Source organism: Mesorhizobium sp. WSM4989, from assembly GCF_029625795.1.
In the GTDB taxonomy this organism is placed as follows: Bacteria; Pseudomonadota; Alphaproteobacteria; order Rhizobiales; family Rhizobiaceae; genus Mesorhizobium.
In genome coordinates this window covers 33,770-47,086 of record NZ_JARTVN010000003.1, presented here as the reverse complement: position 1 = coordinate 47,086, position 13,317 = coordinate 33,770, and the positions used below count along the sequence as shown (strand labels likewise).

Genomic DNA, 13,317 nt, shown 5'->3' with positions numbered 1-13,317 from the left:
TTTCGGGATCATGCTCTGCGGTGGCGTTCCGTAGTGGCGGCAGTCCGGCGCGTCAATATGCACGTCGCACTCAAATCGGTTCAGTCTGGCGGCGACGCCGCGCCGCGGCCCCATCGAGGCGCCGTCTGTGCCGGTGCCTCGGGCGTTGGTCCGGGCTCGATCGGGAGAGGGACCTCCTGGACCTTCGGCGTCGGGTCCGGCTCGCCGTCTGCGCCGGCAAGCAGCGGCACGCCGCGACTGCGCAACACCAGGACGAGAACGGCGCCGGCAATGATGCCGCCGATGTGGCAGGCCCAGGAAATCTGATCCTCTCCGCCGGCGGCAAACATCACGAGCTGGAACAGGATCCAAAGGACGAGCGGGATGAAGGCGGGGATGCGCAGGGGAATGCGCGCAAAGGCCAATACCCACACCTTAACTCTTGGATAGAGGATCAGATAGGCCGCAACCACGCCGGCGATGGCGCCGGAGGCGCCGATCAGCGGCACCTGGGAATCCCAGCCGACCAAACCTTGAAAGAAAGCGCCCGCCGCCGCGCAGGCGAGGTAGAAGATCAGGTAGCGGATATGGCCGAGCGCGTCCTCGACATTGTCGCCGAACACCCACAGGAACAGCATATTGCCGCCGAGATGAAAGATGTCGGCATGCAGGAAGGAATAGGTGAGATAGCTGAGGCTTTCGGGAATGACGACGAATTCGGGCGACAGCTCCACCTTGTCATGGACGACAGAGGGGATGAAGCCGAGGCCAAGCACTGCGGCATTGGTGAAGCTCTCGCCGCCAAGCGTGGTCGCGAGATAGACCAAGGCATTCGCGGCGATCAGGCCGATCGTCACATATTGCAGGCGGATGTGGCGGAGCCTGTTGGTGTCATAGAGCGGGATGAACATCGGACCCTCCCGCCATACCCGATTGTCAGCGGTTCTTGCCGGGAACCCATAGCACGTCGCCATTTCCGTTGTCATTGACCGCCCGCGCGGCGACGAACAGGAAGTCGGAGACGCGATTGATGTATTTCAGTGCTTCGCGGTTGACGTGCTCGGCCGGGTCCTGCGCCAGCGCCACCATGAGGCGTTCGGCGCGCCGTGTTACGGTGCGCGCAAGATGCAGGGCTGCCGCGGCAGGCGTGCCGCCGTTCAGCACGAAGGATTTCAGCGGCTGCAGCTCGTTGTTGAGAGCATCGATGTCCTTTTCGACGCGCCCGGTCTGCGCGGCGACGATGCGCAGCGGCTCGTAGTCGAGCGGTTTGCCGTCGTCCGGGACCGCAAGGTCGGCGCCGAGGTCGAAAAGATCGTTCTGGATGCGGGAGAGCATGGCGTCGAGCGCCGGATGATCGGTTGCGGTGTGGACGCGCGCCATGCCGACGCAGGCATTTGCTTCGTCCACCGTGCCGTAGGCTTCGACGCGCAGATCTGACTTCAGGCGCCGCTCGCCGCTGCCCAGACCGGTAGTGCCGTCGTCGCCGGTACGGGTATAGATCTTGTTGAGCTTGACCACCTTCTCCTCCCCGGCCCGTTACTTGCGGGTGAAGTAGACGGTCAGCATGATCAGCACCAGAGCTATGAACTGCAGCAGTACGCGGGCCTGCATCAGCTTGTTGGAGGTGAAGCCTGAGCCGCCGCGCATCATGTTGACGAGGCCGCGGATCAGCACGACCACGACGGCAGCCATGACGACAATGGCGAGGATGTTGAAGACGGTTGCCATGGTGCTGGCTCCAGTTGGGTTTCGGTCAGGCCCGCCTGGCGAGCACGCGGTAGAGCATCGAGGCCGGCAGGATGCGCTTGAGCGCCACGCCGATTCTGGCCGGCACCGTTACCACATAATGCGGGTGCGGGCGCTGTGACAGAAGCGCGTGGCGCAAGGCGGCATGGACCACCTCAGGTCCGGGCTTCAGACGCGAGACGCTGCCGCCGGCCTTGAGCCGCGCGAGCTGCGCCTGGTAGTCGGCGCGGTGAACGGAGTTCTCGACGTCGATGTTCTTCAAGAACCATACCAGGCCGTTGCTGGCGATCTTCGAGGTCACCGGCCCCGGCTCGATCAACGAGACATGAATGCCGCTGCCTTCGAGCTCCTGGCGCAGGCAAAGCATAAGGCCTTCGACGGCATGTTTCGACGCCGAATAGGCGCCGCGAAAACGGACCGGGGCGAGCCCCAGGATCGAGGAGCAGTGGACGAGGCGACCGTGCCCCTGGCGGCGCATGACCGGCACGACGCGGCGGGTCAGGTCGTGCCAGCCGAAGAAATTGGCTTCGAACTGCTCGCGCAGCGCTTCGACCGGCAGGTCCTCGACGGCACCGGGTTGCGCGTAGGCGCCATTGTTGAACAGCGCGTCGAGCGTGCCGCCCGTGCGCTCCAGCACGGCCTCGGCCAGGGCGGCGATGGACTCGGGCTCGCGATAGTCGAGATAGAAGGCTTCGATGCCCTCCGCCTCGAGCGCGGCGATGTCGGCCGGTGCGCGAGCCGTGGCGAACACGCGCCAGCCTTCCGCCTTCAATGCCCGCGCGCAATAGGCGCCTATGCCGGAGGAGGTGCCGGTGACGATGATGCTGCGCAACTGTTCAGCGGTGGGCAACGTTGTGGGACCTGGGGTTGCCATTTGCCGCAATCCCTTCCCATATTCGCGGCGTCGACACAATCGAGCGGAGCGCGGGTCCTTGCTCAGGAATATCGTCGCGGTCAAGCGCGTGCTCTACGATGCGATCGGCCATTTCACCACCGACGACGGCTGGGCAATGGCCAGCCATCTGGCGATCACCTCGCTGATGGCGCTGTTTCCGTTCCTGATCTTCGCAACGACGCTGGCCAGCTTTCTCGGCGCGCGCGCCTTCGCCGACACGGCCGTGCATCTGGTCTTCGACACCTGGCCGGAGCAGATTGCCAAGCCGATCGCGCGCGAGGTGCAGAATGTGCTTACCGTGCGGCGCAGCGACCTCCTGACCTACGGCGTGCTCTTAGCCGCCTACTTCGCCTCGAACGGCATCGAGGCGCTGCGCACCTCGCTCAACCGCGCCTATCGCGTTACCGAGACGCGCGGCATCATCCATCGGAGGGTGCAGAGCATCGTCTTCGTGCTGATCGCAACGGCCTGTTTTCTCGCCGTCAGCGTGCTTCTGGTGTTCGCGCCCCTGCTCGCGCGGCTGGCCGAGGCGCATCTGGAATGGATCAAGCCCTATATGGGCACGATCACCATATGGCGTTACGTGATCGCCTCGACGGTCATCGTCATCGGCCTGTTCGCGGTGCATATCTGGCTGCCGGCCGGCAAGCGCCGCTTCGTTTCCATCGTTCCGGGCATCGTCTTCACGCTGGTCGCGTGGCTGGCCGGCTCGACCATCTTCGCCACCTATCTCGACCATTTCTCGTCTTATGTGACGACCTATGCGGGGTTGGCCTCGATCATGATCGCGGTGGTGTTCCTCTACATCATCTCGGCCATTTTCATCCTTGGCGGCGAGCTCAATGCCGCGATCAGCCGCTATCTCGAGGCGCGCGCCCGCGTGGGTTGAGCTCTGTCCTGACGGGCGGTCGCGAGCCCGACGCCCAAAGTGGCGATCGCCATGCCGGCGATCTGCAGCAGAGTGAGCTCTTCGCCGAACAGAGCCCACGCGATGACGGCGGTTACGGCGGGCACAAGATAGAACAGCGATGCGACCTTCGACATCTCGCCGTCCCTGATCATCACCATCAACAGGAAGATGGCGCCGAGAGACAGCACCAGGACCAGCCATGCCATGGCAAAGATGAGCTCGCCGTTGACGGTGATGGTGCGCGTCTCGAAGGCGAGCGACCCCAGGATCGTGACGACCGAGCCGCCGACATACTGCCACATGGTCGCCGAGACGAGGTCGCCGCCGGAGGCGAAGCGCTTTTGCCAGATCGTACCAGCGGCCATGCCGAGCACCGAGACCAGCGAGGCCGTCAGCGTTGCCGCGGTAACGCCGCCGCCAATCATGCCGAGCTTCGGCCACAGCACGATGACGACGCCCAGAAGCCCGACGGCAAGGCCCGCCCAATGGCGCGGCAGGATCGTCTCGCCGAGAAATTTGCCGGCGAGCACCGCCGTGATTAGCGGCTGCAGGCCGACGATCAGCGCCGAAAGCCCGGCCGGCATGCCTCTGTGGATCGCCCAGAAGACGCCGCCCAGATAGACGCCGTGCATTAGGACGCCGGCCACCGTCGCATGAAGCGCCTCCTCGCGGGTGGCCCGTCGCGAGCCGATAAGGACGGTCAGTCCCGCAAACAGGATCGCCGCCAGCACGAAGCGGATGGCAAGGAAGGTGAACGGCTCCGCCCATGGCATTGCATAGCGCGCGCCGATGAAGCCGGTCGCCCACAGAACGACGAAAGAGGCGGGGATGAACCGCTTGATGCTGTGCATTGGAAGGAGGGCTCTGGCTGCGCGTGAAAAGTTGATGTCGGCAATTGCTCTAATGCCGATCAATTCGGCAAGCAAAACGAAACGGTTGATCCATAAGCTCATCCGAATTCAACAAACGGTGCCAAGAGGGGCATGGCGTTAAGGCACGCCATGAGCAGGCATGCTTTTGCATCTCGGGACGACATGGCTGCTGTTCGCGGTCGCCACCGTCGCGGTCTTCGGATTCTTCTTCGGCACCGCGCTCGATGCCATCATGAAGGATGACGGCTTCGGCTCGACCGGCAACACGCTGCTCTTCACGCTGGGCTTTTTCGTTGCGGTGATGATCGCCAACGAGCACGGCATCACCTTCCGGGATATCAAGCTAGCTGTGGCATGGGGATTGAGCGGCGCCTTCGTCTTCATCAGCGTGATGGCGCTGATCAAGGCCGGACTGGCTCGCTTGTAGTCAAAGCCCAACCAGCCGCATGACATCCTGCGGCGACACGCCTGCCTGCCTGAGTGCGGCAAGGCCGGTGTCCTTGAAACTCTTGGACAGCTTGCGGCCGTCTGAGCCGAGGATCAGCCGATGGTGGAAGTAGCGCGGTGCGGGCAGACCGAGCAGGTCCTGCAACAGGCGCTGCACGCTGGTCGCCGCGTAAAGGTCCTGACCACGCACGACATGGCTGACGCCCTGCAGCGCGTCGTCGACGACGACTGCGAGATGGTAGCTGGTCGGGATATCGCGGCGCGCCACGATGACGTCGCCCCAGGCCTGCGGCGTTGCGTCGACCGTGTGCGTCGCGGCCATAGCCTCGTCAGTGAACTCGACCCATGACAAGGCGCCCGGCACGCGTGCCATTGCTGCCTCGATGTCGAGCCGCCAGGCAAAAGGCGTGTTCTCGGCAATGCGCCGCCTGCGCTCCTTAGACGGAAGTGCCTTGTCGAGCGGCGGGTAAAGCGGCACGCCGTCGGGGTCGCGCGGCCAGTCGCGGCCGCGTTTCTCGGTCTCGGCAATGAAGGCGCCGATCTCGCCGCGGCTCATGAAGGCGGGATAGACGAGTTCCTCGGCGATCAGCCGGTCGAGCACGGCCCTGTATTCGGAAAAATGTTCGGACTGGCGCCGCACGGGCTCTTCCCATTCGAACCCCAGCCATTCCAGGTCGCGGAATATGCCGGCCTCGAATTCCGGCGTGCAGCGGATGACATCGATGTCCTCGATGCGCAGCAACAGCCGTCCTCCCGCCCGCGCCGCCATTTGCCGGTTCAGCAGGGCCGAATAGGCATGGCCGAGATGCAGCTCGCCATTGGGGCTCGGCGCGAAGCGGAATGTCAGGAGCGTCATGTCTCGGACGGCATTCGGGTTGAAAGGCGCTTCCGCCGGTTGATAGTTAGCATCAATTGCCACTTCATGAGCGCCCTGGGAACAAGCAAACGTGCAACGCATCGCCTCGCTCGACGACATTGCGGCAGGACTCGACGCGCTCTGCCTGCTCGATCCACGGCTGGAGAAGGTACGCGGCATGGCCGGCGAGGTGCCGCTGAGGCTCTCCGAGCCGGGATTCGGCAGCCTCGCGTCGATCATCGTCTCGCAGCAAGTGTCCCGCGCCAGCGCCGATGCCATTTTCGGCCGGCTGATCAGGCTGGTCGATCCGCTGACGCCGGAAGGCATCCTTTGCGCCGGCGAGGATATTTTCCGCGAGGCCGGCCTGTCGCGGCCGAAGCAGCGCGGGCTGATCGCCATCGCACGAGCCGTGGCCGGCGGGCTTGACCTCCACCATCTCTGCTCGCTCGACGCCGACGAGGCGATCGCGGCGATGACGGCGGTGCCGGGCATCGGACCGTGGACGGCGGAGTGCTACCTGCTGTTCGCCGCCGGCCACCCCGATGTGTTTCCCGCGCGCGACGTCGCGCTGCAGACGGCGGTCGGCCATGCCCTGGGCATCGACCCTCGTCCGCCGGAGAAAACTCTGATTCGACTGGCCGAATCATGGAGCCCGTGGCGAGGGGTCGCGTCGCGGCTTTTCTGGGCCTACTATCGGGAATTGAAGGGCAGGGACGCGGCGCCACCTGTCGAGATGGCCGAAAAAGCATGAAAATCATGCGTTTTTGAACGTTTCGCCGAACGACAATCCGCTTCACATCCCTGTCATGTCGGGCTTACAGTATCCGTGGCGTTCGGTTTGGAACGAAGGAGGCCAACTACGTGACGGTTGCCGTATCTCCGGATGGGCTTCCCGCGCTGGTGCTGAATGCGGATTACCGTCCGCTCAGCTATTACCCCCTGTCGCTCTGGTCGTGGCAGGACGCCATCAAGGCTGTCTTCCTCGACCGGGTCAATATCGTCGCCGAATACGAACACGCCGTCTCCTCGCCGACCTTCTCGATGAAGCTGCCGAGCGTGGTGAGTCTGAAGGCCTATGTGAGGCCGTCGCGGCATCCCGCCTTCACCCGCTTCAACGTCTTTCTGCGCGACCGCTTCCAGTGCCAGTATTGCGGCACGACCGACGATCTCACCTTCGACCATGTCATCCCGCGCCATCGCGGCGGGGCGACGACCTGGGAGAACGTCGTGGCCGCCTGCTCGCCCTGCAATCTCAGGAAAGGCGGCATGATGCCGGCGCAGGCCAAGATGTGGCCGCTGCAAAAACCCTATCAGCCGACCGTGCACGATCTGCACAATAACGGCCGCCTGTTCCCGCCCAACCATCTGCATGAAAGCTGGATGGATTATCTCTACTGGGATGTCGAATTGGAGCCGTAGAGTTCGGCACAATCGACCGGCCATGCAACGACAAATTGCCGATCTTCGGCGTTGCCCTCATCCGGCTGGCGCCACCTTCTCTCCGTTTAGTTACGGGGAGAAGGAATTGTGCGCCGCGACGTCGCCCATTCTGCACGTCGATCATTGGCGAAGCCATTGATGACGGCCTCTTTTCTCCCCGTCACTACGGCTGTGTAGCTCAGTCGCGCGCGAGCGCGCAGCGTAAGGCGACGGCGGCCAGGATGAGGCTAGCGATGGCGTTCCAGCCGGCGAGCGACAGGCCGAGAATGCGAAGCGCGGCCTTGTCGCAGGAGGGCGGCACGAACTTGTCCAGCGCATCGAGCACGCCCTTGCCGCCGGTGTCGACCGGACCGGCGCTGGCCGTGCAGTCGGCGGGGCCAGGCCACCACGCCCACTCGACGCCCGAGTGGTAGACGCCGAGATAGAGGCCATAGAGCATCAACAGGCCACCGATCGCCAGCAGGCCGCGCGTCAACCAGGCCGGCGCGCGCAGCATTGAGGCAGCGGCCGCGACCAGCATCAGCGGCGCGCCGATATAATAGGGCGTGCGCTGCTCCAGGCACAGATGGCAGGGAATGTAGCCGCCGATATACTGGAAGGCGAGCGCCGAGCCGACCGTCGCCGTCATGGCGACGGCCAGGAACAGCGCGGCACGCGTCCGCTGGCGTCCAGTGTCGGCGGTCATGGTCGCTGTCATCGGTCGTGATCCGTTCGCTTGGCACCTAAAGCGCGTCGCGCAGAAATGAATTCAGGCGCCGCGCTTGAGTCTTGTTTCGATGCATGTCGTTCTCCCAAAACCGCTGCGCACTTTTGGCCGACATGCATTATCCGTGGGCGTATCTGACCGCGATATAGAGCAAAATAAGGGCAGCGGCGCCGGCGCTGACGATCATGCCCAGCCGTTTCTCGATGAACTCCCTGATCGACTCGCCGTAGCGGCGCAGCAGCCAGGCAAGCAGCAGAAAACGGGCGCCGCGCGCAACGATCGCCAGCCCGATGAACAGCAGGAGGTTGACGCCGATGACGCCCGACAGGATCGTCACGACCTTGATCGGCGGCAAATGCGCCGCGCCCGAGGTGATCAGCATCAGGACGATGAAGCCGACGCCGGATGAGGTGCGCAGCTGCTCGAACTCGTCATACTTGCCGTAGAATTCCAGAATCGGCTTGGCGACCGCCTCGTAGGCGTAGTGGCCGATGAACCAGCCGGCGACGCCGCCGAGCACCGAGGCCACCGTTGCTACCAGCGCGTAGCGATACGCGCGCTCCGGCTTGGACAGCGCCATCGGCAGATAGAGCACGTCGGCCGGCACCAGAAAGACCGAGCTTTCCACGAAGGCGATGAAGGCCAGCCACCATTCGGCCGATTTCCTTGCCGCCAGGGACATCGTCCAGTTGTAAAGTCCGCGAAGCATCGGCTCTCCTGAAAAGCGCGCAGTGGTTTTGGACACCGGGTGGCAGGAAGACAAGGTCCCAAAGCGCCGCATCCACCCTTTGGGATCCGAGGCGCTTCAACGCATCCCCTGTCTAGAAAGATTTTCCGCGCCGCACAATGGCGGCACCTTCACGAGACTGAAAGGCATGGCCGGGTGCAGAGCGCCTGCAAATCGGCAACAGGCCAGTTGACGAAAGCCTGTCCGCCCGTATAGTCCGCGCCCATCCAGGCTGCCCGGCCTGAGCCCCTATGGCGGAATTGGTAGACGCGCTCGACTCAAAATCGAGTTCCGCAAGGAGTGCTGGTTCGATCCCGGCTAGGGGCACCAATTGGTCTCTTTGACATCAACCAGGCAGTTGCCGAAGTGACGGAGGTTCATGGGCTGGCCAACCACTTCACAGGGCTACCGGCCGGTTACAAAGCATCACTGCGCCTGTACCTCTAAGGTTCGACGACGGAAGATCAGCCAGCCAAGGCTACACGCCAGTCCGACGTTCAGCAGCGCCAAGCCAGCGAGAGCTGCTAGAGTGCCGTGAGCGCCCACATGCTCCAACAATAGCGCTCCGACAGACGGCGCTGCTGCTTGAGCGATCAAGCTGGGCATGGCAAGTCGCCCCATCAGTCTCGCGTATCCCGACGGACCGAACAGAGCGAGCGGCAGCGTGCCTCGCGCTATCGTTTCGAGGCCGATGCCTGCACCGTAGAACGCCAGCGCCACAGGCACCACCGGAACCCCGGCCCAGAGCGCACCAATGCCGATGGCGACGAAGCTCACCGACGCGAACTTGGTCCAGATGGGATGATGGTAGCGGGCGATGATCATCTCGACGGCACGCGCCGACACCTGAGCGGGGCCGACCAGTGCCCCGAGCCCAACGGCAGCGGCGAGCGCCATGCCGCTGGCCTGCAAGATGGTGAGGAGATGAACTGACACAGTCGACGAAATGACCGCCGCCAAGGTCAGCGTGGCAGCCAGGACGACCATGATCGGAACTGAGGCCGGCTGAACTGGGGTGCCAACCTGCTCCTTTCCCGGCCGATCTGTGACGCTCGGCAGCGGTATCCCACGCGGCAACATTCCGAGATACAGAGGCAGGGCGAAGAACAACTGGACCGAAGCATAGACGAGGCATGTGCCGCGCCAGCCCGTCTCGCCCATCAGGAAGGCCGAGATCGGCCAACAGAACGTGCTGGCGAAGCCGCCGAACAGCGAAAGGGTTGTGATGGCCGAGCGCGCGCTATGTCCGTAGAGCCGGCCGAGGGTCGCGAAGGCGGCATCGTACAAGCCCGCCCCCATTCCAAGCCCAACAACGAGCCACGCTGCGATGTAGGCGGCAAGATTCGGCGAGGCAGCGAGCCCGATCTGGCCGACGCCGATGCAGCCGGCGCTGAACGCAAGAACGTTCCGGCCGCCGTGGCGCTCAATGGACGAGCCGACCCGAGGTGAGATCAGCCCGGCGACGAGCAGGCCGAGCGACAATCCACCCACGACCCAAGGCAGCGGCCAGCCGGTGTCGGCGGCGACCGTCGGCGCAATCACCGCCGGCAGGTAATAGGTGGACCCCCAGGCCATGATTTGGGTCAGGCCGAGGACGGTGATGATCGTTCGGCGACTGCGTTCCATCGGGCGTGATGCGATTAGGCTGCCACCCCGCACCCGCAGCCACCCTTGCCAGCGGCCTTCGCTTCAGCATCGGCGAGACAACAGGCGGCAGCCTCTGAAGAAGCGGGACCACCACAGCATCCGCCAGCGGTCGCGCGTATGGTCGACTGGGGAACCGTGCAGACGCCGGTTTCGGGTAGCACCAGTTGCACCGCATCCGCAGCCGCCATGTCGCCAGCGAGGGCTGCCGCGACCGATCGCACCTGTTCATACCCGGTCAGCAGCAAGAAGGTCGGGGCGCGGCCGTAGCTCTTAACGCCGACAGTGTAGAAGTCGGGCTCGGGGTGGCTCAGTTCGCGATAACCGTGCGGGGGAACATCGCCGCAGGAGTGCTCGTTGGGGTCGATCAGAGGCCCCAGCGCCTTTACGCCCTCAAGCCATGGGTCAAGATCAAGCCTAAGCTCGCGCGTAAGGGACAGATCGGGCCGCTGGCCGGTCGCCGCGATGATGCAGTCGAAAGGCCCGAGAGTTTGTAGGCCATCCTTCGTTTGACCTTCGACTGCCAGGCGGCCGTTTGAGCTGCGGATGGCCAGCGTTGCGAACCCAGTGACGAGCTTTGTGCGCCCGCTCTCCGCAAGTTCGCGAACGTCAGAACCAAGCTCGCCACGGGCAGGCAGTTGATCCAAGTCTCCGCCGCTGTAAATGCGAACCAGATCGGTCCCGCGTGTCGCCCAGACAAAAGTGGTTCCCGGCTCAACCGCAGCCAGCCTATCGAGATCGAGCAGGGCATTGGCGGCCGAATGACCCGAACCGACAACAAGCGTGGCGCGGCCGGCATAAAGGGTGCGGTCGCGGCCGAGAATGTCGGGAATGCCATAGGCAATCTTGTCTGCGAACTCCGCTTCGCCCTCCGCCGGGACACCACCGGCCCCAAGTGGATTTGGCGTCTGCCACGTGCCTGAGGCGTCAATGACGGCTCGTGCACTGTCGCGCCTGATGCCTTCCCTGGTTTCGACCACCAGCATGAACGGTCGCGCCTTTCGATCTTTGCTCAAGACCTTGTCTGCGCCCCAGCGCGAAACAGCAATCACGCGTGCACTGGTTTCGATGGACGAGGAGAGTTCAGGGAGCCTTGCTAGCGGCTCGAGGTAGCGGGCAATCAGTTCATCAGCGGTGGGGAACGCCTCGGGCTTGGGCATCGTCCAGCCGCTCTCCTCAAGACGCTTTCGGGACGCCTGATCAACACAGTAGCGCCAAGGCGTGAACACCCGGACATGGCCCCAGTCCTTGAGATTTGTGCCGATGCCAACGCCGGCCTCATAGACCTTCACCGGGAGCCCCCTTTGGATGAGCTGGACGGCAGCCGCCAAGCCGACCGGGCCGGCTCCGATGACGGCGACAGGGAGGGCGTCAGGGTCATTCATCGACATTTTTCCATCCTTCCGGGATCATCGAAATACGATGCAAAAAAGAGGCTATGCCGCCGCGTCGCTCTCCGTCGCGCCGCAAGCTGCGTCAGCACAGCACTCGTCAGCCAGGAAGCCGATCAAGTCGCGCATGATAGGATAGTTGGCCCGGCAGATGAGGGTCGTCGCCTGACGCTCCTGCGTCACGAGGCCGGTCAGAATGAGGCGATGCAGGTGATGGGACAGCGTCGAGGCCGCGATGCCAAGGGTGTCCTGCAAGTACCCCACCGGCCGGCCAGCTTCGCCGGCTCTGACCAGTGTGCGATAGAGCTTGAGCCGTGTCGGGTTGCCGATGGCTTCGAGCTGTTTTGCGGCTTGTTCGAGTTTCATGGAAATAGACTGCACCCTCCGCCGCCGCCGGTCAACTCCTATTTCGAAAATGATCGAAATAAGGTCTGATGAATTCCAAGTGCATCGGCAGCGAGCCGTCGCGGAAGGTCAGCGGACATGGTGACAAGGCTCCATTGAGATTGAGGTCGTCAGCATTTGCAGGTCACCGACACCCTACCGCATATTCCCCGTATGCCCCAGGGAGTAGCGCCCCGGCTGCGGCCACACTGTCAGGCCGTGCGGCTCGACACCGACGCGGATCTTCATCACGGCGCCCGACGTCGTGTCGATCATATAGACCTCGCTGTCGAAGCGGCCGGAGAGCCAGAGCTGCTTGCCGTCGGCGCTGACATTGCCCATGTCGGGGCTGCCGCCGCCGGGGATCGGCCATTGGGCGACGACCGAGCGGGTCGCGAAGTCGATCACCGTCACGCTGCCAGGCCCGTCGGCGCGGCCCTGTTCCATTTTGTGCGAGCCGCGGTTCGAGACATAGAGGCGCTTGCCGTCGCGGCTGACGACGAAGCCGTGCGCGCCAATGCCCGTCGGAATGAAGCCGATCTCCTTGAAGCTGTCGCCATCGATCAGGAAGACGCCGTCATTCATCATGTCGGCGACGTAGAAGACCTTGCCGTCGGGCGAGAGCCTTATGTCCTGCGGCATGCCCATCTTCGACAGGTCGAGATGGCCGAGCACCTTGCGGTTCTTCAGGTCGATCTTGGCCAGTCCGCCGTCGCCATATTCGCAGGTGAAGATCGCATAGGAATTGTCGGCCGCGAAATCGGCATGGTTGATGCCGGGGCAGGCCGGCGTCGGGATGACGGCTTGCAGCGCCATGATCCGCGGATCGCGCAGATCGAGCCGCCTCAGGGCCTCGTCGACGATGATGGCGGCGCTGCCGTCCGGCATGAAATACATGTTGTAAGGGTCGTCGACCGGCACCTGCTTGCCGGGCTTTCCGGTCGTCGGGTCGATCGGCGTCAGGCTGCCGTTCTTGCCGGTGCCGTTATTGGCCACCCAAAGCGTCTTCAGGTCCCAGGAAGGAACGACGTGCTGCGGCTTGCTGCCGACCGCAAACATGTCGACCTCCTTCAGCGTCGCCGGGTCGATGACGGAAACGCTGTTCGAGGAACGGTTGGGCACATAGACGCGCGGCAACGCAGCTGCCGCGGCTGGAGCCATATGGCCGGCGGTGGTGTGGCTGTAGATGTCGACGGGCGCGGGCTCGGAGCAATCCTCGGGGCAGGACTCGGCGAAGGCTCGCGCCGCGAGCATGGCGAGCAGGACAAGCGGCGCACTGAGGCGGGCGAAGCGCAGGAAGGTTTCGAACATCTGGATTGC

At 63.9% G+C, this 13,317-nt stretch carries 16 protein-coding genes and 1 tRNA gene; 5 read left to right on the top strand and 12 right to left on the bottom strand.

What is annotated here, in order from left to right; all coding sequences use genetic code 11:
• Positions 1-80 precede the first annotated feature (80 nt).
• The 4 genes from P9217_RS25020 to P9217_RS25005 are packed head-to-tail and all read right to left on the bottom strand — an operon-like array spanning position 81 to position 2,599.
• The gene (locus P9217_RS25020; RefSeq protein ID WP_127240568.1) at positions 81-890 is read right to left on the bottom strand and encodes a rhomboid family intramembrane serine protease; all 810 of its coding nucleotides are present in this window, start codon (positions 888-890) and stop codon (positions 81-83) included.
• 25 nt (positions 891-915) lie between these two features.
• Positions 916-1,497, bottom strand: a complete 582-nt coding sequence (locus P9217_RS25015) for a cob(I)yrinic acid a,c-diamide adenosyltransferase (RefSeq protein ID WP_278088004.1) — start codon at positions 1,495-1,497, stop codon at positions 916-918.
• A gap of 18 nt (positions 1,498-1,515) precedes the next feature.
• A complete protein-coding gene (locus P9217_RS25010; RefSeq protein WP_066990167.1) occupies positions 1,516-1,707 on the bottom strand; it encodes a twin transmembrane helix small protein in 192 nt (63 codons plus the stop codon).
• Positions 1,708-1,732: 25 nt separating this feature from the next.
• Complete coding sequence (locus P9217_RS25005; protein ID WP_095779364.1) at positions 1,733-2,599, bottom strand: SDR family oxidoreductase; 867 nt, start codon at positions 2,597-2,599, stop codon at positions 1,733-1,735.
• Between the two features lie 58 nt (positions 2,600-2,657).
• On the opposite strand from P9217_RS25005, the gene P9217_RS25000 reads away from it, so the two are divergent.
• Positions 2,658-3,509: a YihY/virulence factor BrkB family protein gene (locus P9217_RS25000; protein WP_127240564.1), complete on the top strand. Its 852-nt coding sequence runs from the start codon at positions 2,658-2,660 to the stop codon at positions 3,507-3,509.
• On the opposite strand, the gene P9217_RS24995 is transcribed toward P9217_RS25000, so the two are convergent.
• On the bottom strand, positions 3,479-4,381 hold the full coding sequence (locus P9217_RS24995) for a DMT family transporter (protein ID WP_278088005.1): 903 nt from the start codon (positions 4,379-4,381) through the stop codon (positions 3,479-3,481). The two genes, P9217_RS25000 and P9217_RS24995, sit on opposite strands and share 31 nt — an antisense overlap.
• Before the next feature lie 160 nt (positions 4,382-4,541).
• Here P9217_RS24995 and P9217_RS24990 point away from each other — a divergent pair, with 160 nt between their 5' ends.
• On the top strand, positions 4,542-4,829 hold the full coding sequence (locus P9217_RS24990; protein ID WP_066990158.1) for a hypothetical protein: 288 nt from the start codon (positions 4,542-4,544) through the stop codon (positions 4,827-4,829).
• Here P9217_RS24990 and gluQRS read toward each other — a convergent pair whose 3' ends face one another.
• Positions 4,830-5,705, bottom strand: a complete 876-nt coding sequence (gene gluQRS / locus P9217_RS24985; RefSeq protein WP_278088006.1) for a tRNA glutamyl-Q(34) synthetase GluQRS — start codon at positions 5,703-5,705, stop codon at positions 4,830-4,832. It lies immediately after the preceding gene.
• 91 nt (positions 5,706-5,796) lie between these two features.
• Here gluQRS and P9217_RS24980 point away from each other — a divergent pair, with 91 nt between their 5' ends.
• Both P9217_RS24980 and P9217_RS24975 read left to right on the top strand, forming a co-directional pair.
• Complete coding sequence (locus P9217_RS24980; protein WP_095779366.1) at positions 5,797-6,456, top strand: DNA-3-methyladenine glycosylase; 660 nt, start codon at positions 5,797-5,799, stop codon at positions 6,454-6,456.
• A gap of 110 nt (positions 6,457-6,566) precedes the next feature.
• Positions 6,567-7,124: an HNH endonuclease gene (locus P9217_RS24975; protein WP_066990153.1), complete on the top strand. Its 558-nt coding sequence runs from the start codon at positions 6,567-6,569 to the stop codon at positions 7,122-7,124.
• A 199-nt stretch (positions 7,125-7,323) separates the two neighbouring features.
• Here the strand turns inward: P9217_RS24975 and P9217_RS24970 are convergent, their stop codons facing one another.
• Entirely contained in the window at positions 7,324-7,842 is a 519-nt protein-coding gene (locus P9217_RS24970) for a disulfide bond formation protein B (protein WP_278088007.1), read from the bottom strand.
• Between the two features lie 127 nt (positions 7,843-7,969).
• Positions 7,970-8,560 carry a YqaA family protein gene (locus tag P9217_RS24965; protein ID WP_127216534.1) on the bottom strand — a complete coding sequence of 197 codons (591 nt, stop codon included), beginning with the start codon at positions 8,558-8,560 and terminating at the stop codon, positions 7,970-7,972.
• Between the two features lie 263 nt (positions 8,561-8,823).
• On the opposite strand from P9217_RS24965, the gene P9217_RS24960 reads away from it, so the two are divergent.
• Positions 8,824-8,908: transfer RNA gene (locus tag P9217_RS24960), tRNA-Leu, on the top strand.
• 96 nt (positions 8,909-9,004) lie between these two features.
• Here the strand turns inward: P9217_RS24960 and P9217_RS24955 are convergent.
• From P9217_RS24955 to P9217_RS24940, 4 genes are all read right to left on the bottom strand, one after another.
• A complete protein-coding gene (locus tag P9217_RS24955; protein WP_278088008.1) occupies positions 9,005-10,204 on the bottom strand; it encodes an MFS transporter in 1,200 nt (399 codons plus the stop codon).
• A 14-nt stretch (positions 10,205-10,218) separates the two neighbouring features.
• Complete coding sequence (locus P9217_RS24950; RefSeq protein WP_278088029.1) at positions 10,219-11,607, bottom strand: NAD(P)-binding protein; 1,389 nt, start codon at positions 11,605-11,607, stop codon at positions 10,219-10,221.
• 51 nt (positions 11,608-11,658) lie between these two features.
• Positions 11,659-11,979: a metalloregulator ArsR/SmtB family transcription factor gene (locus tag P9217_RS24945; protein WP_066990141.1), complete on the bottom strand. Its 321-nt coding sequence runs from the start codon at positions 11,977-11,979 to the stop codon at positions 11,659-11,661.
• A gap of 174 nt (positions 11,980-12,153) precedes the next feature.
• Positions 12,154-13,308, bottom strand: coding sequence for a YncE family protein (locus P9217_RS24940; protein ID WP_278088009.1), 1,155 nt, complete (start codon positions 13,306-13,308; stop codon positions 12,154-12,156).
• Between the last annotated feature and the right edge of the window lie 9 nt (positions 13,309-13,317).

What these genes read in the sequence shown, in the direction of transcription:
- P9217_RS25020 (WP_127240568.1), bottom strand. Translation starts at nt 890, where the DNA reads ATGTTCATCCCGCTCTATGACACCAACAGGCTCCGCCACATCCGCCTG.
- P9217_RS25010 (WP_066990167.1), bottom strand. Translation starts at nt 1,707, where the DNA reads ATGGCAACCGTCTTCAACATCCTCGCCATTGTCGTCATGGCTGCCGTC.
- P9217_RS25005 (WP_095779364.1), bottom strand. Translation starts at nt 2,599, where the DNA reads ATGGCAACCCCAGGTCCCACAACGTTGCCCACCGCTGAACAGTTGCGC.
- P9217_RS24995 (WP_278088005.1), bottom strand. Translation starts at nt 4,381, where the DNA reads ATGCACAGCATCAAGCGGTTCATCCCCGCCTCTTTCGTCGTTCTGTGG.
- P9217_RS24990 (WP_066990158.1), top strand. Translation starts at nt 4,542, where the DNA reads ATGCTTTTGCATCTCGGGACGACATGGCTGCTGTTCGCGGTCGCCACC.
- gluQRS (WP_278088006.1), bottom strand. Translation starts at nt 5,705, where the DNA reads ATGACGCTCCTGACATTCCGCTTCGCGCCGAGCCCCAATGGCGAGCTG.
- P9217_RS24970 (WP_278088007.1), bottom strand. Translation starts at nt 7,842, where the DNA reads ATGACAGCGACCATGACCGCCGACACTGGACGCCAGCGGACGCGTGCC.
- P9217_RS24965 (WP_127216534.1), bottom strand. Translation starts at nt 8,560, where the DNA reads ATGCTTCGCGGACTTTACAACTGGACGATGTCCCTGGCGGCAAGGAAA.
- P9217_RS24955 (WP_278088008.1), bottom strand. Translation starts at nt 10,204, where the DNA reads ATGGAACGCAGTCGCCGAACGATCATCACCGTCCTCGGCCTGACCCAA.
- P9217_RS24950 (WP_278088029.1), bottom strand. Translation starts at nt 11,607, where the DNA reads ATGAATGACCCTGACGCCCTCCCTGTCGCCGTCATCGGAGCCGGCCCG.
- P9217_RS24945 (WP_066990141.1), bottom strand. Translation starts at nt 11,979, where the DNA reads ATGAAACTCGAACAAGCCGCAAAACAGCTCGAAGCCATCGGCAACCCG.
- P9217_RS24940 (WP_278088009.1), bottom strand. Translation starts at nt 13,308, where the DNA reads ATGTTCGAAACCTTCCTGCGCTTCGCCCGCCTCAGTGCGCCGCTTGTC.